The following is a 23,692-nucleotide window of genomic DNA, read 5'->3' on the forward strand; positions in this document are numbered from 1 at the left end:
AAGAACTAACGACTCAGGACACTAGACGCGCACCGCCACGGCCACCCCCTGGCCGACGCCGACGCAGGCAGCCGCAATGCCGACGCCACCACCACGTGCGCGCAGGTGCCGTGCGACGTCAACGATCACGCGCGGCATCGACGCACCCAACGGATGCCCGTAGGCGATGGCGCCGCCGTGGACGTTGACCTTCTCGCGGTCGATCTCCGGAAGGTGGTGCAGCACCGACAACGCCATGGCGGCGAACGCCTCGTTGATCTCCCACAGGTCGATCTGCGTGGCTTCAAGATGCAGGCGCTTCAACAACTTCCGGATCGCCGACACCGGCGCGATCGTGAACCGGTGCGGCTCCTCGCCGGTCGTCGCGGAACCGAGCACCTCGCCCAGAGGCTCCACACCGAGTTCGGAAGCCATCGCCTCCGTGCCCATCAACGCGGCCATTGCGCCGTCGTTCAACGGAGAAGCGTTGCCGGCGGTCACCGATCCGTTCTCGGAGAACGCGGGCTTCAGCTTCCCGAGCTTCTCGATGCTCGTGTCCGCGCGGACGTTCTCGTCGCGCCGCACCGCGGTCCCGTCCGGCAGCTGCACGGAGAACGCGAAACCCTCGTGCACACCGGCATCCCACGCAGCTGCAGCACGCCGGTGTGAGCGCAACGCGAAGTTGTCCATCTCGGCGCGCGTGATGCCGAGCTCGTGAGCCACGTTCTCAGCGGCCAACCCCAGCGGAACCGTGTAGTGCTTGGGCATTCGCGGGTTCACCAGCCGCCAGCCCAGCGCCGTCGACACGGTCTCCAAGCGGTCCGGGAAGGCCTTGTCCGGCCGTGCCGTCACGAACGGCGCCCGCGACATCCCCTCCACGCCACCGGCCACGAGCAGATCCGCATCCCCGGCGGCCAGCGCCCGAGCAGCCTGCACCACGGCCTCGCCACCGGACGCGCACAGCCGGTTCAGCGTCACGCCCGGCACGGAGACCGGCAGCCCGGCGAGCAGCGCGGCCATGCGGGCGACGTTGCGGTTGTCCTCACCGGCGCCGTTCGCGTCGCCGAGCAGCACGTCGTCGATGCGCGCCAGGTCCAGTGACGGATAGCGACGCAGCAGGTCGACGATGGGCAGCGCCGCGAGGTCGTCCACCCGGATGCCGGAGAGACCTCCCCGGTACCTGCCGAACGGCGTGCGGGCTGCGTCGAGGATCAGTGCGCGGGCCATACGCCCATAGTGAACCAATCAGGGCTTCAGCAGGAACGGGACGTAACCCGTTTCGGGATGCACGTCTGAATCGGTGCTGAACGCCCTGACCTCGACGGCGTGCGGACCGGCGGTCAACGACGACGTGTTCAGTGAAATCCGCCACCGGCCCGCGGCGGCCGGTCCGTCGACGGTGGTCGGCACGGTCGCGATGTGGTTGCCGTCGAGCCGGATCTCGAACCCGGCGAGGCCCGCGACAGCCGAGTCGAGGGCGTTCACGCGCACCTCCAGCACCACCCGGCCCCGGTTGAACGCGGCACCGTTCTCGATCGGCTGGCCACCGGCGTCGAGCATCTCGGGCACGGGATCAGCGAGTACCGGATGTGCGTCGACCAACGGCGTACCGGCCTGGCGTTGCGGTGGGCTCTTGGGGCCGGTCAGCTCGACGTCGGTGTGCGTGACCTGGATGCGCTCCTGCGTCACCAGCTGGACGTTGAGGTTGTCCGTGAAGGCCTCTTTGGGCAGGTCGGCGACGGCCGGGTACTCCGCGCCGGGCTTCCACGGCGTGCCGGGCACGGCAGGACGCAACGGCACCTCCACACCGTTGATCCTCACGGCGGTCACGGGCTCGCTCTCCCGCGACGGGATCAGGGCGATCCGCAGCTGGCCAGAGGTGACGTCCGGGATCGGGTGAGTGCTGCTCACGGGCCCGTCGATGCGGACCTGCGGCGTCGGCACGTTGGGCGGCGCGTCGGAGCGGGCGGTCCGGTAGCCGATGAGGTCGACGCCCGCGCGGATCCGGTCGCCCGCGAGTGCCGCGAAGCCGATCAACGCCGTCGCCTCGTGCCACTCAGGGACGAACGGCGACGTCGCGACGACCTCGCCGTCACGGGTGATCTGGGTGCCGGTCTTGGTCAGCACGATCTCCCAGCGCACGGTCATCCCCGGCACCGCGGCCGGGATCGGCTTGGCCGCCGTGCCGTTCGGGACGAGCTCGACGATCGAGTTGCCGACTACATCGGTGGAGATGGTCGCGCGGATCGCACCAGGCAGGACCGGGTCGCCCTGGACGCTGACCGGGCCGGGCACCAGGTCCAGCAGCAGTTTGCCGCCGGTGCTCGGCGCGTCGGTCTCGATCACGAAGCGCGATTCGTCGTCGCTGCGCACGAATGGCGTGCGGGACCGCAACGTCACCGCGCGCGTGCCGCAGCTGCTGCTGATGACCAACCGGTCGTGGTCTTCCTCGTCGCCCGAGGTCGCGCGGGCGCAGTCGGTGCGCTTGGCGAGGCGCCAGCGTTGGAGATCGGGCTCGTCCGGGCTGTCGAAGCGGTCGACGAACGTGTACGGGGCGTTGTCGGCACGCGGTGTGGCCTTGGTGCGAGCCGGCTGTGAGCGCTGGCCGAACGAGTCGACCGCGCGGATCTCGATCTCCTGCTCGCGCTCGTTCTCCAGACCGTTGAGCTGGGTGCCGGGCCGCGTCACGAGCTTGGTCTTCGAGCCCCACTTCACCTCGTAGGCGGGAGCCTCGCCGGACCAGTTGAGCTGGATCTTGTGGTGACCGCCGCGCGCCACGACGTTCGCCGGTGTCGCCGGACGCCCCTGCGGGCTCGGCACCAGCACCTGGTCCGACACGTACGGCTTGAGCTTCGTCGGTGGCGGGGGAGCCGTGGGCAACGTCGAGTTACCCCCGTCGGTGTCGCGCAGGACGATCACGCCCACCACCAACGCGAGGCCTGCGACGACGAAGGCGACCCGCTTCATGCGAGTCACGCTAAGGCGTTCACCCCAGCTCGAACACGGTTTCGGTGGTAACGGGTTCGCCATGGTCCGCCGGAAGGACGCTGAGCTTGAGCCGAGCGTGCGACCCGGAGGCCAGGTTCTTCGCGTCGAGCCAGAATTCGTGCCTCCCGGGCACGCCTGGACCCTGCTCGTCGGTGGGCAGCGAAACGATCCGCCTGCCGTCGAGTTCGAGCTCGATCCCGCGGTGGCCGATGGCGTTCACCTCCGCCGTGACGAGGATGCGGCCGGTGTGCGGGAGGGGCTGCGGCGGCTTGGTGCCGTCCTCGTGCATGACGTGCAGCCGGGGGCCGCCGGTCTTGATGCCACCTGGCCGGTCGGAGAGCTTCGGCAACGTGCCGGGGCGGCTCTCCGGCTTGCGGATCACGACGAGCTGGGCCGGTGGGGCAGCGACGATCTTGCCGGACTCGATCGGGACGTCGGCGACCCTGACCTGGTTGCCGGCCTCGGGCGTGACGATCTTGGCGGCCACCACGTCCGCGGGCACCTCGGTGTCCGGCAGGATCGGGATGACCTCGGTGGGCACGACCCGTTCGGGCACGCCGCCGACGCCGAACGCGTCCAGGAAGCCGCCACCGTCGATCCGGACCCTGGGGTGCACCAGCGGTTCCTTGAGCGCCACCGGCTCGTAGGCGACGACCACGCCGTCGCGCAACGCCAGCACCGCGTCCGGCAGCACCCGCATCTCCCAGCGGTGCCGCACGCCCGCCACGAGCCCGGTCAGCGGTGCGTCGCCGAGCTGGACCTGCTTGCCGGTGCGGGGGAGTTCCGGGTCGGCGACGATCCGCGTGCCCTGGGTCGTGATGTCCAGGCTGACCGCGCCGCGCGCCTGGACGTCGTTCTCCTTGAGGTACTGCCACGGGTCCGGCAGCAGCGTCAGCCGCACGTGGCTCGACTCGACGGCTCCGGCGACGCTGATGATCGCCCGGCCGATCGCGCCGTCACTCGCCGCAACGCCGAACCTGATCGGCGTGTTCGACTGGAACGCGGCCATCGGGCAGTCGACGTCTATGCGCTTGCTCGGACCGAACGGCCGCAGCCCCAGGCACTCCTGTTCGGCCTCGACGCGCCACTTCCGCGGGTCGAGCGCCTCCGGGCCGTCGAACTTGTCGATCTGGCCGACGAGCTGGTCGTCCCACTTGTCGTCGTAGAGGTCCTTGGGCGTGGCGGCGATCTTGAGCGGCTCTGACCGCCGGCCGGTCGCGCTGACCGCCCGAATCTCGACCTCGACCTGGGCGTCCGGGTTCAGCCCGGGAATCTCGACCTCGGGGCCGGGCACGAGCTGCTGGTTGCCGTTCCAGCGCACCTCGTAGGCGGACGCCGAGCCGTTCCACGCGATCTGCAGCGAGTCCGCGTCGAGCGCCTGGGCCCGCGCGTTCGACGGTTTGCCGGGTTCCTGCTGCTCCACGACCTGGACGACGTCGTCGATCTCGCGCTTAAGCGTGTCCGGCCCGTCACCGGTTCTGAGCGCTACGACCGCCGCGATGACGAGCGCGAGTCCACCGAGCCCACCGGCGAGCGTCCGTCGATCCACCCGGCGACCCTACGACGTTTCCGCTGTGGCGGTGCTGCCGTTCAGCCCAACCACGCGCCCGCCACGTGATCCAAGGTTCCGCAACGCCGCGAGGGCTCCCGGCTTGGTCAGATCGATGGTGATCTTGGTGCGCTGAGGCTGGTTGACCAGCGTGTTCCGGCCTTCGTGGCCCGCTTCGATAGTCTTGGCGAGGCCGCCGGTGGAGGCGAGCGATCCTCGTGCCGCGCCGAGTCTGCCGAGGGCGTCGTCGACGGCCATCAGGAGCGCGTCCCGGTTGCCTTCACACATGGCGCGGACGAGTTCCGGCCTGCTGCCCGCGACCCGCGTGCCGTCGCCGAAGCTGCCCGCCGCGAGCGCCATCGCGAGTGGTCCGCCGTCGGCTCCGGTCGCGGCCAGGATCGCGGCCATGACGTGCGGGAGGTGGCTGATCCGCGCGACCGCCTCGTCGTGCTCCTCCGGCGTGGTCGGGACGACGTGGGCGCCGAGGTCGAGGGCGAGCTCCATGACGTCGTTGAGGTGGTCGTCGGCCTCTTCCGGCGTGACGACCCAGGCCGCGTTCTGGAAGAGGGTGGCCGATCCCGCGTCCCAGCCGCTCTGGCTCGTGCCGGCCATGGGGTGGCCGCCGACGAACCTGACCTCTTTGGCGTACCGGTGCACGGCGTCGTGGACAGGCCCCTTCACGCTGGTCACGTCCGTGAGCCGGGTGCCTGCGGGGATCTTGCGCAGGAGGTCGGGCAGCGCCGGCAACGGCACGGCGAGCACGACGAGCGCCTCGGGGTCGCGGCCGAGGGCTTCGTCGACGGAGGTGATGTCGAAGCCCTCAGCCCGCGCCTTGTCCGCGTCCTCTTTGCTCGCCGTGGCGCCCCACACCGTGCGCCCGGCAGCCTTCGCGGCTCGCAGCACGGAGCCGCCGATCAGTCCCAGTCCGATCACGCACACGTCTCGCACGGCGTCCATCATTCCGTGCGACGCGTGTTCGGAACTACCGGAGGGCGTCCAGCGCGAACGCCGCGTACGTCGCCACCCCGTGCTCCATCGCGGCCTCGTCGAACAGCACCCGGTTCGAGTGGTTCGGCGGGGCGTCGTCCAGGTCGATGCCGCGCGGGCAGGCACCGAGGAACGCGAGCGCGCCCGGCACCCGTTGCAGCACGTAGGAGAAGTCCTCGGCGCCCATCAACGGGTCGAGCATGGGCTCGCTCCACGTCGGTCCCATCGCCTGCGCGGCGAGGTCGACGACGTGCTGGCCGACCACGTCGTCGTTCACCGTCACCGGGTAGCCGGGCACGATGCTGACCTCGGCGTGGCACCCGTAGGCGGCGGCGGTGTGCTTGATGACCTGCTTGAGCTCCTTGTGCACGAGCTTGCGCGTGGTCTCCGACAACGTCCGGATCGTCCCGTCGAGCGTGGCGGTCTCCGGGATGATGTTCGTCGTCGTACCGGCGTTGATCTGCGCGACCGTCACCACGGCCGGTTCGTGCACGCTGACCCTGCGCCCGACCATCGTCTGCAGCGCTCCGACCATCGCCGCGGCCGCCGGCACCGGGTCGAGCGCGTTGTGCGGCATCGCGCCGTGCCCGCCGCGGCCCTTCACGTGGACGTGGAACGTGTCCGCGGAGGCCATGATCGCGCCCGGCCGGCACGTCACCACGCCGGACTTCATGCTCGACGTGATGTGCAGCGCGAACGCCTTCTCCACGCCGTCGTCGAGCAGGCCTTCCTCGATCATGTACCGGGCGCCGTGGTAGCCCTCCTCGCCCGGCTGGAACATGAAGAGCACGTTGCCCCTGAGCGCGTCGCGCCGATCAGCGAGCAGCCGGGCGCTCGACGCCAGCATCGCCACGTGCGTGTCGTGCCCGCAGGCGTGCATGTTGCCGTCCACTTCGGACGCGTACGGCAGCCCGGTGTCCTCCTGGAGCGGCAGCCCGTCCATGTCACCGCGCAACAACACCGTCGGCCCCGGCCGTTCGCCCTCGAGCACCGCCACGACCGAAGTCGTCGACTCGCCCTTCGTGACCTTGAGCGGCAGCCCCTCCAACGCGTGCAGGATCGCCGCTTGGGTCTTGGGGAGCTGAAGTCCCTGCTCAGGGTGGCGGTGGATCTGCCTGCGCAGCGCCACGGTGCGGGGCTGCAGCGAGCGCGCCCCTTCGAGCAGTCCGGCGAGACGCGGGTCCGGCGTAGTTGTGCTCATCTATCGATGGTGCCACCACCTCAGCTACCGGGAAGGTCGTCTGGGCCCTACGGTGTGCACATGACACAGCAGGAGCCGGTCAACGGCTTCGCGGTCGCGGTCGTCCGGGAGGACGGCCGCTGGCGGTGCAGCAGGATGGACAGCTCCGCGTTGTCGGAGCTGGACGCGGCGATCACACAGCTGCGCCAACTGCGGTCGACCGGCGCCGCGTTCGGTCTACTGGCCGTCGACGACGAGTTCTTCATCATCCTGCGCCCCGTGCCCGGCGGTGTGGCGTTGCTGCTCTCCGACGCGGCCGCCGCCCTCGACTACGACATCGCGGCCGACGTTCTCGATCTCCTGCGCGTCGAACCGCCGGACGAGGAAGACACCGAACTCTGGCCGGAGGGCGACCTGGGCGTGCTGGCCGACCTCGGCATGCCGTCGCACGAGCTGCAGATCATCGTCGACGAGGTCGACCTCTACCCGGACGAGCAGCTCCAGATGATCGCCCAGCGCATCGGCTTCATCGACGAGTTCACGAAGCTGCTCGACACGATCCAGGCGTGATCTCCCCAGAAGCCATGATCAGGGCCGCTCTCGTCGCGGCTTCGTTGTCGGGCGCGGACGTCCCGATCGGCGCGGTCGTCTTCGCGCCGGACGGTTCCGTGCTCGCCTCGGCCTGCAACGCCCGTGAGGCTCTCGGCGACCCGACCGCGCACGCCGAGATCTTGGCTCTGCGTCAGGCAGCCTCTCGTTTCGGCGACGGCTGGCGGCTCGACGGCTGCACCCTGGCCGTGACTCTCGAACCCTGCACGATGTGTGCGGGCGCCTTGGTGCTGGCGCGTGTTTCTCGTCTCGTTTTCGGTGCCTGGGAGCCCAAAACCGGGGCTGTGGGGTCGCTGTGGGACGTCGTGCGCGACCGCCGGCTCAACCATCGGCCGGAGGTTCAGGGCGGTGTGCTGGAGTCCGAGTGTGCTGACCTGCTCGAACAGTTCTTCCGGACCCAGCGTTAACCCGGTGGATCGACCCCTGTATTGTTCTTAGCGGTGGCGTGTCCGAGCGGCCGAAGGAGCACGCCTCGAAAGCGTGTGAGGTTAACGCCTCCGTGGGTTCAAATCCCACCGCCACCGCTCGAACGGGGCCCGACCTGACACAGGTCGGGCCCCGTTCTGTTTCCCTGGGCAGGCCTGATCTCGGCTTCAACGTTTCTGCAACGTGCCGCTGCCACCGTCGTCTGTGACACAGATGGGGGTGGAGATGAAGTTCTCCAAGGTATGCGCTGCCGTGACGATGACCATCGCTGCGGCAGCTTCGGTGCTGTCAGTGCCGGCCAGTGCGGCACCAGCCGGTGACGGGCCGCAGATCGTTCGCACGCAGGCAGCCGAGGGCGTGACCACCTGCACGATCGAGCGCGTGTTCCGCGTGTGGTGGAAGTGGGACCCGAACGGCAAGAGCGAGGGTTTCTACGACCGCGGGCAGACCGTGGACACCTACAACTACGGCTGGGACAGCAACGGGTTGGCGTACTACCAGGGTGATCCGTGGGGCGCCCGGCAGCAGGGAATCTGGATCCCGGCCTACGCGTTCGGCAAGCCCTGCTTCGGATGAACGGGCAGGGTGTCATGACCAAGAGGGGGATGGGAATGAAGTTCAGCGCTGTTCGCAGGGCATGCGCCGTCGCGGTGTTGACGGTGGCCGCTGGCGTCTCGGTGACGGCGTCGGCGGGCGCCGCGCCGGAGATCGTTCGCACGCAGGCGGCCGAGGGCGTGACCACGTGCACGATCGAGCACGTGAACAGCGTGCTTTGGCAGTACAGCCCGGATGGCGCCTACGGCGGCGAGTACTGGCGAGGCCAGAACGTCGACACGTACAACTACGGCTGGGACAAGTACGGCCAGGCGTACTACCAGGGTGACGCGTGGGGCGACCGCAACCACAGGGGAGTGTGGATCCCGGCTTACGCCTTCGGCAGGCCCTGCTACGGCTGAGTGGTGAAAGGCCCCGGATCTCTCCCGGGGCCTTTCCTGCTTCTTCAGAACCGCGCGCGAGCCAGGAACTCCTTCAGCAGCGCGGAATCTCCGGACACGTCGAGCCCGTCCGGCCCTCGTCGTCGATAGAGCGCCAGCACCAGTTCCGCGGCCGGTCCGCGCACGGTCACCGCACCCGTCCCCTCGCCCTGAAGCGCCACGGGCTTGGTCCCGGTCAGATCCACCAGCCACCGGGCGTCGACATCGGTCGCCTCGAACGCCAGCGTGCCCGTCCCGAGCAGTTCGGCGAACTCGGGCCGGCGCAGGTGGACGATCTGCAGCCCCACCTTCATCCACTCGTACAACCCGTCGGCGGCGACCACCGGATCGACTTCGAACGGCACGCCCAGCGCCTCGAACGCGTCGTGGCGGTGCACCCACGTCTCGTGCGCCATCCGTCGCGCCCAGAACCGCGGCCCCGGCTGGTCGGGGAACAGCACCGCGATCGGCTCGTCCTCCGGCACCTCGCGCATCGCGGAAGCCAGCAGCGTCGCACCCTCGGTCAGCCACGGGCCCAGCTCGGCGGCAGTTTCTCCGGCGTACGAGTCGACCGAGTGCGCCTTGCTGAGCGAGCGGTCGGCGTCCGGGATCCGCTCCCGCACCAGCTGCTCGATCCACCGGTGCGCGTACCCGAGGTGGCGCAGGAGCTGGTTCAACGTCCAGTCCGGTGTCGCGGGCACCGGGATCGACAGGTCGGCGCCGACGAGTTCGGCAACGAGCAGCTCGGTCTGCGCGACGCCCGTGTCGAGCCGCTGCGCGTGAGTCAGCATCCCCATGGTCAAAAACGTACGCGCTCAAGGAGTTCGGCGAGCAGCTCCCGATCGCCGAACACTTCGAGGCCCTCCACCGGCCGCCGCCGGTAGACCGCCAGCACCAGTTCGACGACCGGCCCGCGCAACGCCACGGCGGCCTTCTCGTGTCCCTCCCGCACCACCGGCTTCTCGGCGGTGAGATCGATCACCAGCTCCACGTCGGCGTCGGTCGCATGCAGGTGCACGGTGTGGCCAGGGCCCACGAGCGGCTGGGTCTGCTCGGGCCACCTCTGGAACGCGTACGGCAGTGCCATCGCGGTCCACTCGATCAACGTGTCGGACGCGACCTCGGGATCCAGCTCGAACGGCACACCCAGGGCGTTCTCGGCATCCCAGCGGTGCATCACGAGCTCGTGCGTCATCCGTCGCGACCACACCCGTGGCCCGGGATGACCGGCGAGCACGGCGATCATCTCGTCCGGGGAGACGGCCTCGAGCGCAGCGGAAAGCGAGGCGGCGCCCTCCACCAGCCACGGCCCCAACGTGGCGGCCTTCTCGCCGGCGTACGACGACACGTTCATCGCGTTGTTGCGGTCGAACGGGATCTCCGGGGAACGGGAGCGGATCATCTCGTCTGCCCACCGCACCGCGAAGCCGACGTGGCGAACCAGCTGGTTCACCGTCCAGTCGGGGCAGGACGGCACCTGAACGCCCAGGTCAGAGCCGTCCAAGGAAGAAGCTAAGAGAGAAGCCTGGTTGACGATCTCGGCGCAATGGCGCTCGTAGCTCAACATGACCATGCTCTAAAAGTAGGGACGCCGACCGGCGCCTGGGAGGGGCCCACCGGTCAGCGTTCCGAAAGCGAGCATACACCATGATCGAACACTTGTTCGAGTGATCATTGATGGGCCAACCGGTTAACCGTTAGTAACAACCGCTACCAAACATCACTCGATCGAGGAAAGATGCGTCGGTCCGCCGCATCCCCTGGAGGAAGTTTTGAGACCCACCCTGCCCGGCGTCGGGACAGCGGTGGCGGCGATCATGTTCGCCGCCGTGCCCGCTGTTGCCGCACCCAGCCCCGACGCGCTGATCTCCGAGGTCTACGGAGGCGGCGGCAACTCCGGCGCCACCCTCAACCAGGACTTCGTCGAGCTCGCCAACAAGGGCGCGGCCGCGATCAGCCTGGACGGCTACAGCGTCCAGTACATCTCGGCCACCCCCGGCGCGACCACGCAGTGGGGCGTGACCCCGCTGACCGGTTCGATCGCGCCCGGCAAGACGTTCCTCGTCGCCGAGGCCAAGGGCAGCGGCGGCACGGTCAACCTGCCCGCCCCGGACGCCACCGGCACGATCGCCATGAGCGCCACCGGCGGCACCATCGCGCTGGTCAACGGCACCGCGGCGCTCACCTGCAAGACGGCCGCCGACTGCGCAGCCGACGCGCGCGTGAAGGACCTCGTCGGCTACGGCACCGCGGTCGTCCGCGAAGGCACCGCGACCAACGCCCTGAGCAACACCACCTCGGCGTTCCGCAACATCGAGCTCGGCGACACGGACGACAACTCCGCCGACTTCAAGGTCGGCGACCCCAGCCCGACCAACTCCAAGGGCGAGACCCCGGGCGGCGGCAACCCGGATCCCGACCCGGACCCCACGCCAGGCGACAAGCGCATCCACGACATCCAGGGCGTCACGCGCTACTCGCCGCTGTTCGGCCAGAAGGTCACCAACGTCCCCGGCGTCGTCACCGGCACGCGTGCCACGGGTGACCGCGGCTTCTGGATCCAGGACACGGTCGGCCCCGACGCCGACCCGCGCACCAGCGAGGGCATCTTCGTCTACACGGCAGGCACCGCGCCGACCGTGGCCGTCGGCGACAACGTGCTGGTCAGCGGCACGGTCGCGGAGTACCGGCCGGGTGGTGAGACGGGCTCCAACCAGACCCTCACCGAGATCGCCCAGCCCACCACGATCACGGTGTCGAAGGGCAACCCCGTCCCGGCACCGGTCGTCGTGAAGAACATCCCGGCCGGCTACCTGCCCGCGCCGGGCGGCAGCATCGAGCAGCTCCCGCTCGAGCCGGACAAGTACGGCCTCGACTACTTCGAGTCGCTCGAGGGCACGCTGGTCCAGGTCGACGACGCCCGCGTGGTCGGCCCGAGCAACACGTTCGGCGAGGTCTGGGTCACCACGAACCCCGACCAGAACAAGAACCTGCGCGGTGGCACCACCTACACCGGCTACGACCAGGCCAACAGCGGTCGCCTGAAGATCAAGACCGCTGGTGCGCTGCCCGTGTCCAACGTCGGTGACGTGTTCTCCGGAGCGACTGTCGGCGCCATCGAGTACACGAACTTCGGCGGCTACACGCTGGCTGCTCTGTCGCTCGGCCAGCACGTCTCCGGCAACCTGCAGCGCGAGATCACCGCGCAGCAGAAGGAATCCGAGCTGTCGGTCGCGACCTACAACGTCGAGAACCTCGACCCGTCCGACCCGCAGGAGAAGTTCGACCGGCTCGCCGACGGCGTGACGACGAACCTCCGCAGCCCGGATGTCGTTGTGCTGGAGGAGATCCAGGACAACAACGGCGCGGTGAACGACGGCACCGTCGCGGCGGACCAGACGCTGCAGAAGTTCTCCGACACGATCGTCGCCAAGGGTGGCCCGCGCTACCAGTGGCGCGAGATCGACCCGGAGAACCTGAAGGACGGCGGCGAACCCGGCGGCAACATCCGCGTGGGCTTCTTCTTCAACCCGCAGCGGGTGTCCTTCGTGGACCGTCCTGGCGGCGACTTCAAGACCCCGGTCTCGGTCGTGAAGAAGAACGGCCGCGCGGCGCTTTCCGTGTCACCGGGCCGGATCGACCCGCTGAACGACGCGTGGGCGAACAGCCGCAAGCCGCTCGCCGGTGAGTTCAAGTTCCGCGGGCGCACCGTCTTCGTGGTCGCGAACCACTTCAACTCCAAGGGTGGCGACGAGGCCATCCACGGCCGCAACCAGCCGCCTTCGCGCTCGTCGGAGGTGCAGCGCGCCAAGCAGGCCGCCGCCCTGAAGGCGTTCACCGAGCAGCTCCGCGCGGTCGACAAGGGCGCCAACATCGTCCTCGCCGGCGACCTGAACGACTACCAGTTCTCGCCCGCGGTGAAGGCACTGACCGCGGACGGCAACCTCAAGGCGCTGATCGAGACGCTGCCAGTGAACGAGCGGTACAGCTACGTCTTCGAGGGCAACTCGCAGACGCTGGACCACCTCGTGATGAGCAAGAACATCACGCGCTTCAGCTACGACGTGGTGCACATCAACGCCGAGTTCGCCGACCAGGCGAGCGACCACGACCCGCAGATCGTCCGCGCCCGCCCGTCCACGGGTGACGCGAACGTCGACAAGATCGTGTTCGCGCTCGAGGACATCCTCGACTGCCTCAAGAAGTAACTGCTCTTCTCGCTGCCGCCGCCGGGTCATCCACCAGATGACGCGGCGGCGGCAGCGGCCGTTGCGGCGCCCACACCGGCCTGAATCGCCTCGATCGCCTTGCGCACGGCGTCACCGGCCCAGTTGCCCGCGGCGATCTCCTTGGCGCGCTTGGTCATCTCGCGCTTGTCGCCGTCGAACACCTTGTGCACCGCCTTGACCGCGTGCAGCAGCGTGACCAACGACCCGGTGCGCGCGTCCGGCCCGCGATACCCGCGCACGACCTCGCCGACCTCGTGCCGCAGCTCGCTCGACCTGGCCACGTCGGTGATCACGTAGCTCTTGGCCGGGAAGATCCCGAGCACCTTCCGCGGTCCCACCCGCACGACGCCGTGGGCCTCCAACTGCGCGATCACGTTGTTGCGAACGTTCTTCCGCAGGCGTTCCACGGCCCGTTGCGGCTTCATTGGCTTGTCGAACCTCGCCAACGACTCCTGCAGCAACGGGCTCCTCAACGGCGTCGGATCGACGAGCTGGAGCTTCTTGCCGTTCGGTTCGAACGCGACGCGCCCCGAGTTCACCAGCTCGATGAGCACGGCACCGGCGAGCGCGTTCTCCACCGACGACGAATCGGCCAGCAAACGGCCGTTCTGCTGGTTGATGAGCAGCAGCATCAGGTCTTCTGGCAGCATGAAAGAACGGTAGTTGTCGCTGCTACCTCAGGAATCCATCTTTCGTCGTGGCCAGCACCATCTCTTCGGCTACGGCGTCGTGCACGGCCTGCACCGCGGGGGAGTGCCCGTCGGCGATGGCCTTCGCGCGAGCGGCAAGCTCGTGCCGGTCGCCCTCGAAAACCTTGTGCACTCGCTTCACCGCGTGCAGCAACGAGATCAGCGCACCGCTGCGCGCGTCCGGCGGCCGATGCCCGAACAGCACGCTGCCGATTCGCTGCACGGCGCGTCGTGGTGGCATCGGCGACGTGGAGCTGACCGCTGTAGGCGAGTCGTCCGGCGTGCATGAGCTCGATCAGCAACGCACCCGCGAGAGCGTTCTCCACGACGATGCGCTCGGCCACCGTGTGCCCGGTCCGCTGGTCGATGAACAGCAGCAGCACGTCCTCGGGCAACACGTCAGTTCGAACTGACCGACGTCGCGGCCACCGTGGACACAACCATCATCATCATGATCGTGGCCAGCGGCGAGGGATCCACCACCGCGAGCCTCTTGCCGTCGGCCTCGAAGTCGACGCGGCCGTCTCCTCGTCGAGGAAGAGCAGCATCAGATCCTCGGGCAGCATGGCCTCATAACGCCAGAAAGGCGCCGACTGTTGCAAGTCGACGCCCTTCGAGATGGCGGAGGATACGGGATTTGAACCCGTGAGGGGGTGAACCCAACACGATTTCCAGTCGTGCGCACTAGGCCGCTATGCGAATCCTCCGTCGAGAACCTTACCGGACGGGTGTCTCGCGACCCAAAACGGGGGTCTCCGGAAAAACCTTCGAAGGCTGTGTCGATCTGGCGTCTGCCCGCTCGTCGTGATCCCGTAAGACCGACCGAGGAGGGCATTCGTGAAGTACATGCTGTTGATCTACGCGGCCTCTGACCAGCAGGCGAGCTGCACCGTCGCGGACTGGATCGCCTACGAGAAGGAGATGAGGGACGCGGGCGTGCTCGTCTCCGGGCACTCGCTCGCCGACCTGGTCACAGCGACCACCGTCCAGGTCGGACAGGACGGCAGGCGCACCGTCACCGACGGACCGTTCGCCGAGACCCGCGAGGTGCTGGGCGGCTACGAGGTCATCGACGTGCCGGATCTCGACGCGGCACTCGGATGGGCGGCGAAGTGTCCCGGATCGCGTGACGGCGGCGCGGTCGTCGTGAGGCCGATCGCGGAATTCGACTTCTGAGTTCGCGATGAACGTCGAGCAGGTGTTCCGGGAGGAGCGCGGCAGGCTGCTCGCCACCCTGGTCAAGCGCTTCGGCGACCTCGACCTGGCCGAGGAGGTCACCTCCGACGCGATCGAGGCGGCGTTGCGGCACTGGCCGGTGGACGGGGTGCCCGATCGGCCCGGCGCGTGGTTGCTCACGACCGCGCGCCGCAAGGCCGTCGACCGCCTGCGCCGCGACCAGGTCTACGCGGCACGGCTGGCGTTGCTGCAGGTGGAGGTCTCGCGGGCCGATGCGCCGGTGACCGGGTCGTTGCCGGACGAGCGGCTGGAGCTGTTCTTCACGTGCGCGCACCCGGCGTTGCCCGCGGAGGACCGCGGTGCGCTGATCCTGCGCTGCCTGGCCGGGTTCACCACGCCCGAGGTCGCGCGGGCGTACCTGGTGCCGGTCGCGACGATGCAGCAACGGATCGTGCGGGCGAAGAAGAAGATCAGGGAGGCACGGATCCCGTTCCGCGTGCCCGATGCCGACGAGCTCCCGGAACGCCTGCCCGGCGTGCTGCAGGCCGTGTACTCGATCTTCACCGAGGGGTACGCGGCCCAGCGCGTCGACCTGGCCGGCGAGGCGATCCGGCTGGCCCGGATCCTGCGCGGCCTGTTGCCGTCCGAACGGGAGGTCGCGGGGCTGCTGGCGTTGATGCTGCTGGTCCACGCCCGCCGGGACGCACGCGATGAGCTGCTGGAGGACCAGGACCGCGCGCTCTGGGACAGCGACATGATCACCGAGGGCTCTGCGTTGGCGGAGACCGCCTTGACCGGTGGCCACGGCCCGTACGGGGTGCAGGCGGCGATCAACGCGTTGCACGACGAGGCTCCGGACTTCGCGAGCACCGACTGGCCGCAGATCGTCGCGCTCTACGAGGTGCTGCTGCGCCTGACCCCGTCGCCGGTGATCGCCCTGAACCGCGCGGCCGCCATCGCCATGCGCGACGGAGCTGCCGCCGGTCTGGCGTTGCTGGACGAGCTCGTGGACGAACCCAAGCTCCGCGACTACCACCCGTACCGAGCGGCCCGTGCCGACCTGCTGCACCGCCTGGGCCGCGGTGCCGAAGCCGCCCAGGCCTACCGGGAGGCCATCGCGCTCGCGGGCACCGAATCCGAACAGGACTTCCTGCGCCGCAGGCTCACCGCCGTCGAGCAGCAATCATGATCATGACGTGGCTGGAGGCGCGCTTCGACTGGAACCGCATGGAGGACGCGAAGGCCCACGAACTGGCGGCACAGTTCACCCGGTCGGAGTTGATCGCGCAGATCCGCGCGACGGCAGCCTCGCCGAAACGCGCGCCCATGGCCGCCCCGATCGATCCGCTGGTCGACTTCCTGGTCCACGGTCAGGACATCGCCCGTCCGCTCGGCCGTGTCCGCGAGATGCCGCTCGAACCTGCCCGGGCGGCTCTGGATCATGTGATGAAGAGCCCTTTCTGGGGCGCTCGCAAGCGCTTCCCCGGCGGGGTTCTGCCCGCCCTTCCGGCCTCTGACCTGCTGATGCTGGCGACGGGCCGCGAGTTGTCCCCACCTGTGGACAACACTGTGGGCAACTCGAACACACGTTCGATTTAGACCCTTCGCTACACTAGCGACGGACCTCGTGCGGCACACATCTCGCGAACCTCCCCAGGGCCGGAAGGCAGCAAGGATAAGCGGGCTCTGGTGGGTGCACGGGGTCCCCTTTTTCTGTCGGGGGTCCCCGGTACTGTCTGCGGCGTGGCGCTCGCTCTGTATCGCAAGTACCGTCCGGCCACGTTCTCCGAGGTCGTAGGCCAGGAGCACGTGACCGATCCGCTGCGAGTCGCGCTGGCGGCGGGCAGGGTGAACCACGCATACCTGTTCAGCGGCCCGCGCGGCTGTGGCAAGACCTCGTCGGCCCGAATCCTGGCCCGCTCGCTCAACTGCGTTCAGGGCCCGACGCCCGACCCGTGCGGCGAGTGCAACAGCTGCATCGGCCTGGCCCCCAACGGCACCGGCAGCGTCGACGTGGTGGAACTCGACGCCGCCTCGCACGGCGGTGTGGAAGACACCCGCGAGCTCCGCGAGAAGGCCTTCTACGCCCCGGCCGAGTCCAAGTACCGCGTCTTCATCATCGACGAGGCCCACATGGTCACCACGCAGGGCTTCAACGCCCTGCTGAAGATCGTCGAAGAGCCGCCGGACCACCTGATCTTCATCTTCGCCACCACTGAGCCGGACAAGGTCCTCCCGACCATCCGCTCCCGCACGCACCACTACCCGTTCCGCCTGATCCCGCCCGGCGTGATGCGCAGCCTGCTGGAACGCAACTGCGCCGCGGAAGGCGTGGCGGTGGAGCCCGCCGTGTTCCCCCTGGTCATCCGAGCAGGCGGCGGCTCGGCCCGTGACACCCAGTCGGTCATGGACCAGCTCCTCTCCGGCGCGGGCCCGGACGGCGTGAAGTACGAACAGGCCATGACGCTGCTGGGCGTCACCGACTCGGCCCTGATCAACGACGTGGTCGACGGCTTGGCCGCAGGCGACGGCGCAGCGATCTTCGGCACCATCGACCGCCTGGTCGAAGCCGGCCACGACCCGCGCCGCTTCGCCTCGGACCTCCTGGACCGCCTCCGCGACCTCGTCCTGCTCTGCGCAGTCCCCGACGCGGCCGACCGCAACCTGGTCAGCGCCCCGGAAGACGAGCTGGCCACCATGTCGGCCCAAGCGGAACGCCTGGGCCCAGCCGCCCTCACCCGCTACGCCGAAATCGTGCACTCGGGCCTGGTCGAAATGCGCGGCGCCACCGCCCCGCGCCTCCTGCTCGAACTCCTCGTCTCTCGCATGCTCCTGCCATCAGTGAGCCAGTCGGAAGCCGCCCTCCTGCAACGCCTGGAACAACTGGAACGCCGCCCCCCAGCCGCCATCGCAACCTCAGGCGACGCCCCAGCCGCCGTCCCACCGGCAGGCGCCCAGGTCTTCACCCGCAGGTCCCAGCAGCCAGCGCCAGCCGAGCCCTCCCAACCAGAACCACCTCGCCAGCCCCAGGCGCCATCCGTTCCCCCTCAGGCAACGCCCGCGGCCCAGCCACCGGCCGCAGTGCCGGCCCAGCCCCAGGAACCTGCCCAGGCTGCTCCGGCAGACCCGCCGGCCGAGGCCGCCCCAGCGGCCGACGGCACCCTGGACGCAGCAGCGGTGCGCCGACTCTGGTCCGACCTGCTGTCCGCAGTCCGCGCCTCCAGCCGCAGCACCGAGGCGATGCTGACCAACGCCATGGTCAGCGAGGTGGACGGCAACGTGGTCACCATCGCCCACACCTCGGCACCCTTGGCCCGCCGCCTCGCCGAACCCCGCAACACCGAGGCAATCGCCAACGCCCTGAACTCCGTCCTGGGCGGCACCTGGCAAGTCCGCTGCATCCACGGCACCCCAGGCGCGGCCCCCCAAGCGGCCCAACCACAAAAGGTCGCCCGCCCAGCCCCAACCCGCCCAAGCCAGGCCCAGCAACCCCAGTCACGCCAACCAGAACCGCAACGCCAAGCCCCACCGCGCCCGCCGGCAGACGACGTCCCGCCGCCCCCGGAACCGCCGGAGCCCGACGACCCGCTCCCGCCGGAACCGGACGACGAAGAAGCGATGCTGGCCGAAGCGGCCCGCCCAGCGGACCCGGACGCAGTGACCAAAGACCTGGACCCCGAAGCAGTGGTGCTCAAACTCCTGGCCGACGAACTTGGCGCCCGCCCACTGAAAAAGGCCTAGCAAGCTCCACCCGCCAGACGACCCCGACGGTGCCACCGCCGGGGTCTCTGCATGTTGGCGGCCCTCAGAAGCTTCGATCATGAGCCGGCGGTACCTGCGGACGCTGAACCCCGCCCGCCCGCCGAAGGCGGCCCACCCAACATAAGCCCCACCAAAACAGCACCACACCACCAAACCCGTACGCTGGAAGCCACTCCAAGCCACCCGAGAGAGGACCAGCGGTGCAACCCGGTCAGTTCGACATGCAGGCCCTGCTCCAGCAGGCCCAGAACATGCAGCAGCAGATGGCAACCGCCCAGGAAGAGCTGGCCAACACCGAGGTAACCGGCAACGCGGGCAACAACCTGGTGACCGCCACGGTCACCGGCGGCGGCGAACTGGTGAACCTCGCCATCGACCCGAAGATCGTCGACCCGGAAGACGTGGAAACCCTCCAGGACCTGGTGATCGCCGCAATCAAGGACGCCAACCAGAAGGCCCAGCAGCTGGTGGAGCAGAAGCTCGGCCCACTGGCGCAGGGCGGCCTCGGCGGACTGCTCGGCTAGTCGCGCCCGGCTGACAAGTCCAGCCAACGCGACCAGTCACCAAGCCCCGCTGACCCACCAGCAAGAACCGGCGAAAAGACGGCAACCGAATGTACGAGGGCCCAGTACAGGACCTGATCGACGAGCTGGGCAGACTCCCGGGCGTCGGTCCGAAGAGCGCCCAGAGAATCGCCTTCCACCTCCTGGCCACGGAACCGGCTGACATCGAGCGGCTCCAGAGCGCACTCCAGAAGGTCAAGGAGGGCGTCGTCTTCTGCGACGTCTGCGGCAACGTCTCAGCCGAGACCACCTGCCGAATCTGCCGCGACCCCAAGCGCGACCTCAGTCTGGTCTGCGTGGTCGAGGAGCCGAAGGACGTCCAGGCCATCGAGCGCACCAGGGAGTTCAAGGGCCGCTACCACGTCCTGGGTGGCGCGCTCGACCCTCTGAGCGGCGTCGGCCCGGATCAGCTGCGCATCCGCCAGCTGCTCAACCGGATCGGCACGGCCACCGACGGTGTGGACATCTCCGAGGTCATCATCGCCACGGATCCCAACACCGAGGGCGAGGCCACCGCCACCTACCTCGTCCGGATGCTGCGGGACTTCCCAGGGCTGAGCGTCACGAGGCTGGCCAGCGGCCTGCCGATGGGCGGCGACCTGGAGTTCGCGGACGAACTCACCCTGGGGCGTGCGCTATCTGGTCGCCGGAGCATGTGAACAGCGCTCCACCGCGACTGGGCGACACCCGCCTGGTCGCGGTGGACGGGCCGACGGGCGCGGGCAAGTCGACGTTCGCCGAGAACCTCGCCGGGCAGCTCGGCGCCCAGCTGATCAAGACCGACCACTTCGCGACGTGGGAGGACCCGACGACGTTGTGGTGGCCGAAACTGACTCGAGTGCTCGACGCCATCGAAAACGGCCAGGAAGCCCGCTATCGGCTCACGGACTGGTCCGCGGGCTTTCCACGCGAGGACGAAGGCCAGGAGGTCACGGTCCATCCACAAAGGACCATCATCCTGGAGGGGTTCTCCTCAGCGAGGAAAGCCATTGCCCACCAGCTGAGTCTCGCGATCTTCATCGAACACGGAGACGAGCGCCAGCGGCTGGAACGCGTCGTGGCGAGGGATGGCGAACGCCACCGCCATCACTTCATCCTCTGGCAGCAGTACGAACGAGGCTGGTTCGCGGTCGACGAGACCAGGGCCAGAGCGGACTACGTCGTCACTTCGAGCTGAGCCTGGACCACCACGGCCTCCGGCGTTCCGATCGAGCTGAACACCTCCAAGGACGACGCCCAGTACCCACGAGCGGCGTCCACCTCACCCAAGGCTGCCGACGCATCGCCGGCCAGCTGCAAGGCACGTCCGTAAACCCAGCGGTGCCCGGAATCCGACCCGACGGCAGAGGCCCGCAAAGCGCACTCAAGGGCGCCGGCGGCGTCCGAGGTGTCGAGGTGCGTGCGCCCGAGCACGAGCAGCACCTCCATCTCCGCCAACCGGAACTGCGACCGCCCGGCTTCGACCAACGCCGAGGTCGCCGTGGCCAACGCCTCCTCGTAACGGCCGGCGCCGCGGTACGCCGAGGCCAGACCGCGACGGGCCGAGCAGGTGCCCCACGAGTAGCCGGTCTCCTGAGCGATCGCCAGCGCGGACGAGAACTGCTCGATCGCCTCGTCCAGACGGCCCGCACCCTCCAAAGCACGCCCGAGCAGGTTCTGCGCGTCGCAAACGCTCTTGGCGTTCTCGAGGTCCTGCGCGATCTGCATGGCCAGTGAGGCCTCGACAGCAGCCTCGTCGTAGCGGCCGCGCATGATCAGCGTGATGGCCATGCCCTCGTGCATGGTGTGGCCGAAGTTGCGGGCGGCCGCACGTTCGTACAGCTCGCTCGCCCGCGCGAAGTAGGACGCGCCGCGCTCCGGCTCGCCGCGCCACGCGTGCACCTCTCCCAGCGCGCGCATCGAGTTGGCCTGCAGCGTCCACGAGTCGAGGCGGGTGGCGTCCTCCAGCGCCTCCTCGAACGTCGACGCCGCGCGGTCCAGCTGGCCGAGCTGCATGTAGACGCCGCCGAGGTTGAACAGGGCGTTGGCGAGCACCTGGGGCGCACGGACGCGGCGGGCGATCACCAAAGCCCGCTCGAGGTGGTCTGCGGCGTGCTCCAGCTCGCCCAGGTCGATGTACACAGACCCGGCGTTCGACAGCACGGCGGCCTCGGCTTCTGGCAGGTCGATGTGTTCCTGGAGAGCGATGGCCTGCTGGTAGTAGCCCAACGCGTTCCGGTGCTGCCCGGTCACCCAGTACAGCGTCCCCAACGACGACAGCATCGCGAGCTGCCCCAGCTCATCCCGCGGCGCGCGAGCCCCGAGCAGCCCGGCCTTCGCGGTCTCACGCCACTCCGCGGTCAGGCTCTGCGTGTAGAAGTAGCCGCGCAGGGCATCGGCCAGCTGCCACGGCGAGTTGTCGGGATCGCGCTCGACCGCGTGCGCGACCAGGGCCACCAGGTTCGCGCGCTCCACGTCCAGCCACGTCAACGCCTCGGTGGAGGTGGAGAACGTCCGCGGCACCACGCCGTCCAACGGCGCCGGACGCGGGAAGCGGAACAGGGTCGACTTCATCGCGGACGTGGCGTTGTCGACCGAGCGCACAGCCCAGTCCACCAGTCGCCGCAACGCCAGCCGGGAGTCCGCACGGCCTTCCTCGAACGCCAGCCGCTCGGCCGCGTAGTCGCGCAGCAGGTCGTGGAACTGGTACCGCGACGGCGCGTGGTTCGCGATCAGGTTCGCGGTGGCCAGCCGGTCGAGCCGCCGGCGAGCGTCCTGAGTGGTCAGTCCAGAAAGAGCAGCCGCCATCTCGGGCGTGAAGTCCGTGCCGGGAACCAATGACAGCAACCGGAACATCTGCGCGAGCTCGGGCTTCAAGGCGGTGTAGGACAGATCGAACGCCGCGTGCACCGCGACCCGTTCGTCGCCCTCGACCGCCAGAGCCGCCAGCCGATTGCCCGCCCGGAGCTCCTCCACGTAGTCCGCGATGGACAGCTCCGGACGCGACACGAGGTTCGCGGCTGCGATACGCAAAGCCAATGGCAGGTGCGCGCACAACACGGCCAGCTCCGCGGCGGCTTCCTCCTGGAAAGCCACCTCGTCCGCACCCAGGATCCCGGCCAGCAGCGCCTTGGTCTCGCTCCAGTCCAGCACGTCCAACCGCACGTTCGACGCCGCATGCGACACCGCGAGCCCGCGCAACGTGTCCCGCGAGGTCACCAGCACCGCACAACCGGGTGAACCAGGGAGAAGAGGCCGGATCTGCTCGGCTGAAGACGCGTTGTCCAGCAACAACAGCACGCGCTGACCGGTCAACGTCGACCTGAACATCGCCTCCTGCTCGTCCTGGTCGAGCGGAACCTGATCAGGCTCGGTCCCCAGCGCGCGCAGGAACCGCGGCAGCACGTCGACCGCGCTCAGCGGCGGCCCAGGAGCGTATCCGCGCAGGTTGACGTACAGCTGCCCGTCCGGGAAGTCCGCCCGCATCCGGTGCGCCGCGTGCACGGCCAGCGCCGTCTTCCCGACTCCGGGAGGCCCGGCCAGCGTGACCACCGGCACACCCTGCGCGGTCCGCAGCAGAGCCACGATCAACGACACGGCCTCGTCACGCCCGACGAAGTCCGGAATATCGGCGGGCAGCTGCGACGGCACGACCCGCTCCGGCTTGGCGGCCACGACGGGCGCGCCGGCGGAAGCACTCGCCACCGAGTCGATCGACCCGGACAGCACCTGGCTGTGCACGCGCCGCAGCTCGTCGCCGGGATCGATGCCCAGCTCGTCGCCCAGCAACCGCGAAACCCGCTGGTAGGCGGCCAGCGCCTCGCTCTGCCGGCCGGACCGGTACAGCGCCACCATCAGCTGCGCCCAGAACCGTTCGCGCAACGGGTGTTCGCTGGTCAGCCGCGACAGCTCCGCCACCAGCTCACCGTGGCGGCCCAGTTCGAGATCGACCTCGACCCGGCGCTCCAGCACGTGCAGGCGGCGTTCGTTCAACCGCGGCACCTCGTCGCGGTGCAGGATCTCCGACGGCACGTCGACCAGCGCCGGACCCCGCCAGAGTCCCAGCGCGGCGGCGAACGCGGCCGAGGCGGCCTGCAGGTTGCCCGCGGCGCGCTCCAGCTCGCCCTGCTCGATCAACGGCTCGAAGCGCATCAGGTCGATCGTCTTCTCGTCGACGTCGATCAAATATCCGTCTGGAACGGTTCTGATCGGCACCGACGGCCCGAGCAGCTGTCTGAGGCGCATCACGTAGGTCTGCAGAGTCGCGCGGGCACGGGCCGGCGGGTCGTCGCCCCACACGTTCCCGGCGAGCTCGTCCACGGACACCGAACTGCCCGCACGCAGCAACAACGACACCAGCAGCGCCCGCTGACGACCGGCGCGCACCAGCAGTGGTTCGGAGTCGAGGAGTACCTGCAGAGGGCCGAGGACGCGGAACTCGACCTGCCTGCTCATGCGACCTCCTCCGCGTGTCGTTGTTGTTTCTACAGCCTAGGAGAGCGTTCGACGCATCTGCCGTGCTCACGTTGGGTCAGCGGGCATGCGCCGGACGTATCAGAATGCCTGGTCTAGTGGCCGGATCGTGACCTGACTTACCTCGGA

General features: G+C 69.1%; 21 protein-coding genes, 2 tRNA genes, 1 other RNA gene and 2 pseudogenes. 14 read left to right on the plus strand and 12 right to left on the minus strand.

Going from position 1 to position 23,692, the window contains the following annotated elements:
- Window positions 1–21 precede the first annotated feature (21 nt).
- The 5 genes and pseudogenes from UK23_RS18240 to UK23_RS18260 all read right to left on the minus strand — a co-directional run bounded on the left by UK23_RS18240 (window position 22) and on the right by UK23_RS18260 (window position 6,704).
- Window positions 22–1,206 (minus strand): thiolase family protein, encoded by a 1,185-nt coding sequence (locus tag UK23_RS18240; RefSeq protein WP_045312764.1) that lies wholly within the window; start codon window positions 1,204–1,206, stop codon window positions 22–24.
- A gap of 18 nt (window positions 1,207–1,224) precedes the next feature.
- Entirely contained in the window at window positions 1,225–2,946 is a 1,722-nt protein-coding gene (locus UK23_RS18245) for a hypothetical protein (protein ID WP_045312765.1), read from the minus strand.
- A gap of 19 nt (window positions 2,947–2,965) precedes the next feature.
- Entirely contained in the window at window positions 2,966–4,516 is a 1,551-nt protein-coding gene (locus tag UK23_RS18250; protein WP_045312766.1) for a fibronectin type III domain-containing protein, read from the minus strand.
- Window positions 4,517–4,525: 9 nt separating this feature from the next.
- Window positions 4,526–5,485: pseudogene (locus UK23_RS18255) on the minus strand (prephenate dehydrogenase); the annotation flags it as partial.
- Window positions 5,486–5,498: 13 nt separating this feature from the next.
- Window positions 5,499–6,704 carry a M20 metallopeptidase family protein gene (locus UK23_RS18260; RefSeq protein WP_045312767.1) on the minus strand — a complete coding sequence of 402 codons (1,206 nt, stop codon included), beginning with the start codon at window positions 6,702–6,704 and terminating at the stop codon, window positions 5,499–5,501.
- A gap of 60 nt (window positions 6,705–6,764) precedes the next feature.
- Here UK23_RS18260 and UK23_RS18265 point away from each other — a divergent pair, with 60 nt between their 5' ends.
- The 5 genes from UK23_RS18265 (at window position 6,765) to UK23_RS18285 (ending at window position 8,674) form a co-directional block, all read left to right on the plus strand.
- Complete coding sequence (locus tag UK23_RS18265; RefSeq protein ID WP_045312768.1) at window positions 6,765–7,253, plus strand: tRNA adenosine deaminase-associated protein; 489 nt, start codon at window positions 6,765–6,767, stop codon at window positions 7,251–7,253.
- A 14-nt stretch (window positions 7,254–7,267) separates the two neighbouring features.
- Window positions 7,268–7,699: a nucleoside deaminase gene (locus tag UK23_RS18270; RefSeq protein WP_082114758.1), complete on the plus strand. Its 432-nt coding sequence runs from the start codon at window positions 7,268–7,270 to the stop codon at window positions 7,697–7,699.
- Window positions 7,700–7,731: 32 nt separating this feature from the next.
- Window positions 7,732–7,816, plus strand: a tRNA-Ser gene (locus UK23_RS18275).
- 127 nt (window positions 7,817–7,943) lie between these two features.
- On the plus strand, window positions 7,944–8,294 hold the full coding sequence (locus UK23_RS18280; RefSeq protein ID WP_156213203.1) for a hypothetical protein: 351 nt from the start codon (window positions 7,944–7,946) through the stop codon (window positions 8,292–8,294).
- Between the two features lie 14 nt (window positions 8,295–8,308).
- On the plus strand, window positions 8,309–8,674 hold the full coding sequence (locus tag UK23_RS18285) for a hypothetical protein (protein WP_156213204.1): 366 nt from the start codon (window positions 8,309–8,311) through the stop codon (window positions 8,672–8,674).
- Between the two features lie 44 nt (window positions 8,675–8,718).
- Here UK23_RS18285 and UK23_RS18290 read toward each other — a convergent pair whose 3' ends face one another.
- Together UK23_RS18290 and UK23_RS18295 are read right to left on the minus strand one after the other, a co-directional pair.
- Entirely contained in the window at window positions 8,719–9,489 is a 771-nt protein-coding gene (locus UK23_RS18290; protein WP_045312771.1) for a maleylpyruvate isomerase family mycothiol-dependent enzyme, read from the minus strand.
- 2 nt (window positions 9,490–9,491) lie between these two features.
- Window positions 9,492–10,265 (minus strand): maleylpyruvate isomerase family mycothiol-dependent enzyme, encoded by a 774-nt coding sequence (locus UK23_RS18295; protein ID WP_045312772.1) that lies wholly within the window; start codon window positions 10,263–10,265, stop codon window positions 9,492–9,494.
- Between the two features lie 199 nt (window positions 10,266–10,464).
- On the opposite strand from UK23_RS18295, the gene UK23_RS18300 reads away from it, so the two are divergent.
- On the plus strand, window positions 10,465–12,900 hold the full coding sequence (locus UK23_RS18300; RefSeq protein WP_045312773.1) for an endonuclease/exonuclease/phosphatase family protein: 2,436 nt from the start codon (window positions 10,465–10,467) through the stop codon (window positions 12,898–12,900).
- A gap of 26 nt (window positions 12,901–12,926) precedes the next feature.
- Here UK23_RS18300 and UK23_RS18305 read toward each other — a convergent pair whose 3' ends face one another.
- From UK23_RS18305 to UK23_RS18315, 4 genes and pseudogenes are all read right to left on the minus strand, one after another.
- Window positions 12,927–13,571, minus strand: coding sequence for a GOLPH3/VPS74 family protein (locus UK23_RS18305; protein ID WP_045312774.1), 645 nt, complete (start codon window positions 13,569–13,571; stop codon window positions 12,927–12,929).
- A 22-nt stretch (window positions 13,572–13,593) separates the two neighbouring features.
- Window positions 13,594–13,851 (minus strand): GOLPH3/VPS74 family protein, encoded by a 258-nt coding sequence (locus tag UK23_RS18310; protein ID WP_082114759.1) that lies wholly within the window; start codon window positions 13,849–13,851, stop codon window positions 13,594–13,596.
- Window positions 13,796–14,008: pseudogene (locus tag UK23_RS55025) on the minus strand (GPP34 family phosphoprotein); the annotation flags it as partial. The gene UK23_RS18310 and the pseudogene UK23_RS55025, both read right to left, overlap by 56 nt.
- 221 nt (window positions 14,009–14,229) lie before the next feature.
- Window positions 14,230–14,317 (minus strand) — tRNA-Ser (locus tag UK23_RS18315).
- Between the two features lie 130 nt (window positions 14,318–14,447).
- Here UK23_RS18315 and UK23_RS18320 point away from each other — a divergent pair.
- The 8 genes from UK23_RS18320 to UK23_RS18350 all read left to right on the plus strand — a co-directional run bounded on the left by UK23_RS18320 (window position 14,448) and on the right by UK23_RS18350 (window position 20,288).
- Entirely contained in the window at window positions 14,448–14,786 is a 339-nt protein-coding gene (locus UK23_RS18320) for a YciI family protein (RefSeq protein WP_045312776.1), read from the plus strand.
- A 7-nt stretch (window positions 14,787–14,793) separates the two neighbouring features.
- Window positions 14,794–15,975 (plus strand): RNA polymerase sigma factor, encoded by a 1,182-nt coding sequence (locus tag UK23_RS18325; RefSeq protein ID WP_045312777.1) that lies wholly within the window; start codon window positions 14,794–14,796, stop codon window positions 15,973–15,975.
- The gene (locus UK23_RS18330; RefSeq protein ID WP_156213205.1) at window positions 15,972–16,385 is read left to right on the plus strand and encodes a hypothetical protein; all 414 of its coding nucleotides are present in this window, start codon (window positions 15,972–15,974) and stop codon (window positions 16,383–16,385) included. The genes UK23_RS18325 and UK23_RS18330 overlap by 4 nt, the downstream gene beginning before the upstream one ends.
- 18 nt (window positions 16,386–16,403) lie before the next feature.
- An RNA gene (gene ffs / locus UK23_RS49720) (signal recognition particle sRNA small type) lies at window positions 16,404–16,498 on the plus strand.
- Window positions 16,499–16,529: 31 nt separating this feature from the next.
- Entirely contained in the window at window positions 16,530–18,527 is a 1,998-nt protein-coding gene (locus UK23_RS18335) for a DNA polymerase III subunit gamma and tau (protein ID WP_045312778.1), read from the plus strand.
- A 242-nt stretch (window positions 18,528–18,769) separates the two neighbouring features.
- A complete protein-coding gene (locus tag UK23_RS18340; RefSeq protein WP_156213212.1) occupies window positions 18,770–19,072 on the plus strand; it encodes a YbaB/EbfC family nucleoid-associated protein in 303 nt (100 codons plus the stop codon).
- 89 nt (window positions 19,073–19,161) lie between these two features.
- Complete coding sequence (gene recR, locus UK23_RS18345) at window positions 19,162–19,770, plus strand: recombination mediator RecR (RefSeq protein ID WP_045312780.1); 609 nt, start codon at window positions 19,162–19,164, stop codon at window positions 19,768–19,770.
- On the plus strand, window positions 19,767–20,288 hold the full coding sequence (locus UK23_RS18350; RefSeq protein ID WP_231114558.1) for a uridine kinase family protein: 522 nt from the start codon (window positions 19,767–19,769) through the stop codon (window positions 20,286–20,288). Before recR ends, UK23_RS18350 begins: the two co-directional genes overlap by 4 nt.
- Here UK23_RS18350 and UK23_RS18355 read toward each other — a convergent pair.
- A complete protein-coding gene (locus UK23_RS18355) occupies window positions 20,267–23,545 on the minus strand; it encodes an AfsR/SARP family transcriptional regulator (protein ID WP_045312782.1) in 3,279 nt (1,092 codons plus the stop codon). The two genes, UK23_RS18350 and UK23_RS18355, sit on opposite strands and share 22 nt — an antisense overlap.
- Between the last annotated feature and the right edge of the window lie 147 nt (window positions 23,546–23,692).

Origin of the sequence: Lentzea aerocolonigenes, assembly GCF_000955955.1 — a bacterium.
Lineage (GTDB): Bacteria > Actinomycetota > Actinomycetes > Mycobacteriales > Pseudonocardiaceae > Lentzea > Lentzea aerocolonigenes_A.

Coding starts and splice junctions, on each gene's coding strand:
- UK23_RS18280 (WP_156213203.1), top strand. CDS start 7,944: ATGAAGTTCTCCAAGGTATGCGCTGCCGTGACGATGACCATCGCTGCG.
- UK23_RS18245 (WP_045312765.1), bottom strand. CDS start 2,946: ATGAAGCGGGTCGCCTTCGTCGTCGCAGGCCTCGCGTTGGTGGTGGGC.
- UK23_RS18285 (WP_156213204.1), top strand. CDS start 8,309: ATGACCAAGAGGGGGATGGGAATGAAGTTCAGCGCTGTTCGCAGGGCA.
- UK23_RS18295 (WP_045312772.1), bottom strand. CDS start 10,265: ATGGTCATGTTGAGCTACGAGCGCCATTGCGCCGAGATCGTCAACCAG.
- UK23_RS18240 (WP_045312764.1), bottom strand. CDS start 1,206: ATGGCCCGCGCACTGATCCTCGACGCAGCCCGCACGCCGTTCGGCAGG.
- UK23_RS18340 (WP_156213212.1), top strand. CDS start 18,770: ATGCAGGCCCTGCTCCAGCAGGCCCAGAACATGCAGCAGCAGATGGCA.
- UK23_RS18305 (WP_045312774.1), bottom strand. CDS start 13,571: ATGCTGCCAGAAGACCTGATGCTGCTGCTCATCAACCAGCAGAACGGC.
- UK23_RS18325 (WP_045312777.1), top strand. CDS start 14,794: ATGAACGTCGAGCAGGTGTTCCGGGAGGAGCGCGGCAGGCTGCTCGCC.
- UK23_RS18265 (WP_045312768.1), top strand. CDS start 6,765: ATGACACAGCAGGAGCCGGTCAACGGCTTCGCGGTCGCGGTCGTCCGG.
- UK23_RS18270 (WP_082114758.1), top strand. CDS start 7,268: ATGATCAGGGCCGCTCTCGTCGCGGCTTCGTTGTCGGGCGCGGACGTC.
- recR (WP_045312780.1), top strand. CDS start 19,162: ATGTACGAGGGCCCAGTACAGGACCTGATCGACGAGCTGGGCAGACTC.
- UK23_RS18330 (WP_156213205.1), top strand. CDS start 15,972: ATGATCATGACGTGGCTGGAGGCGCGCTTCGACTGGAACCGCATGGAG.
- UK23_RS18310 (WP_082114759.1), bottom strand. CDS start 13,851: ATGCCACCACGACGCGCCGTGCAGCGAATCGGCAGCGTGCTGTTCGGG.
- UK23_RS18260 (WP_045312767.1), bottom strand. CDS start 6,704: ATGAGCACAACTACGCCGGACCCGCGTCTCGCCGGACTGCTCGAAGGG.
- UK23_RS18355 (WP_045312782.1), bottom strand. CDS start 23,545: ATGAGCAGGCAGGTCGAGTTCCGCGTCCTCGGCCCTCTGCAGGTACTC.
- UK23_RS18290 (WP_045312771.1), bottom strand. CDS start 9,489: ATGGGGATGCTGACTCACGCGCAGCGGCTCGACACGGGCGTCGCGCAG.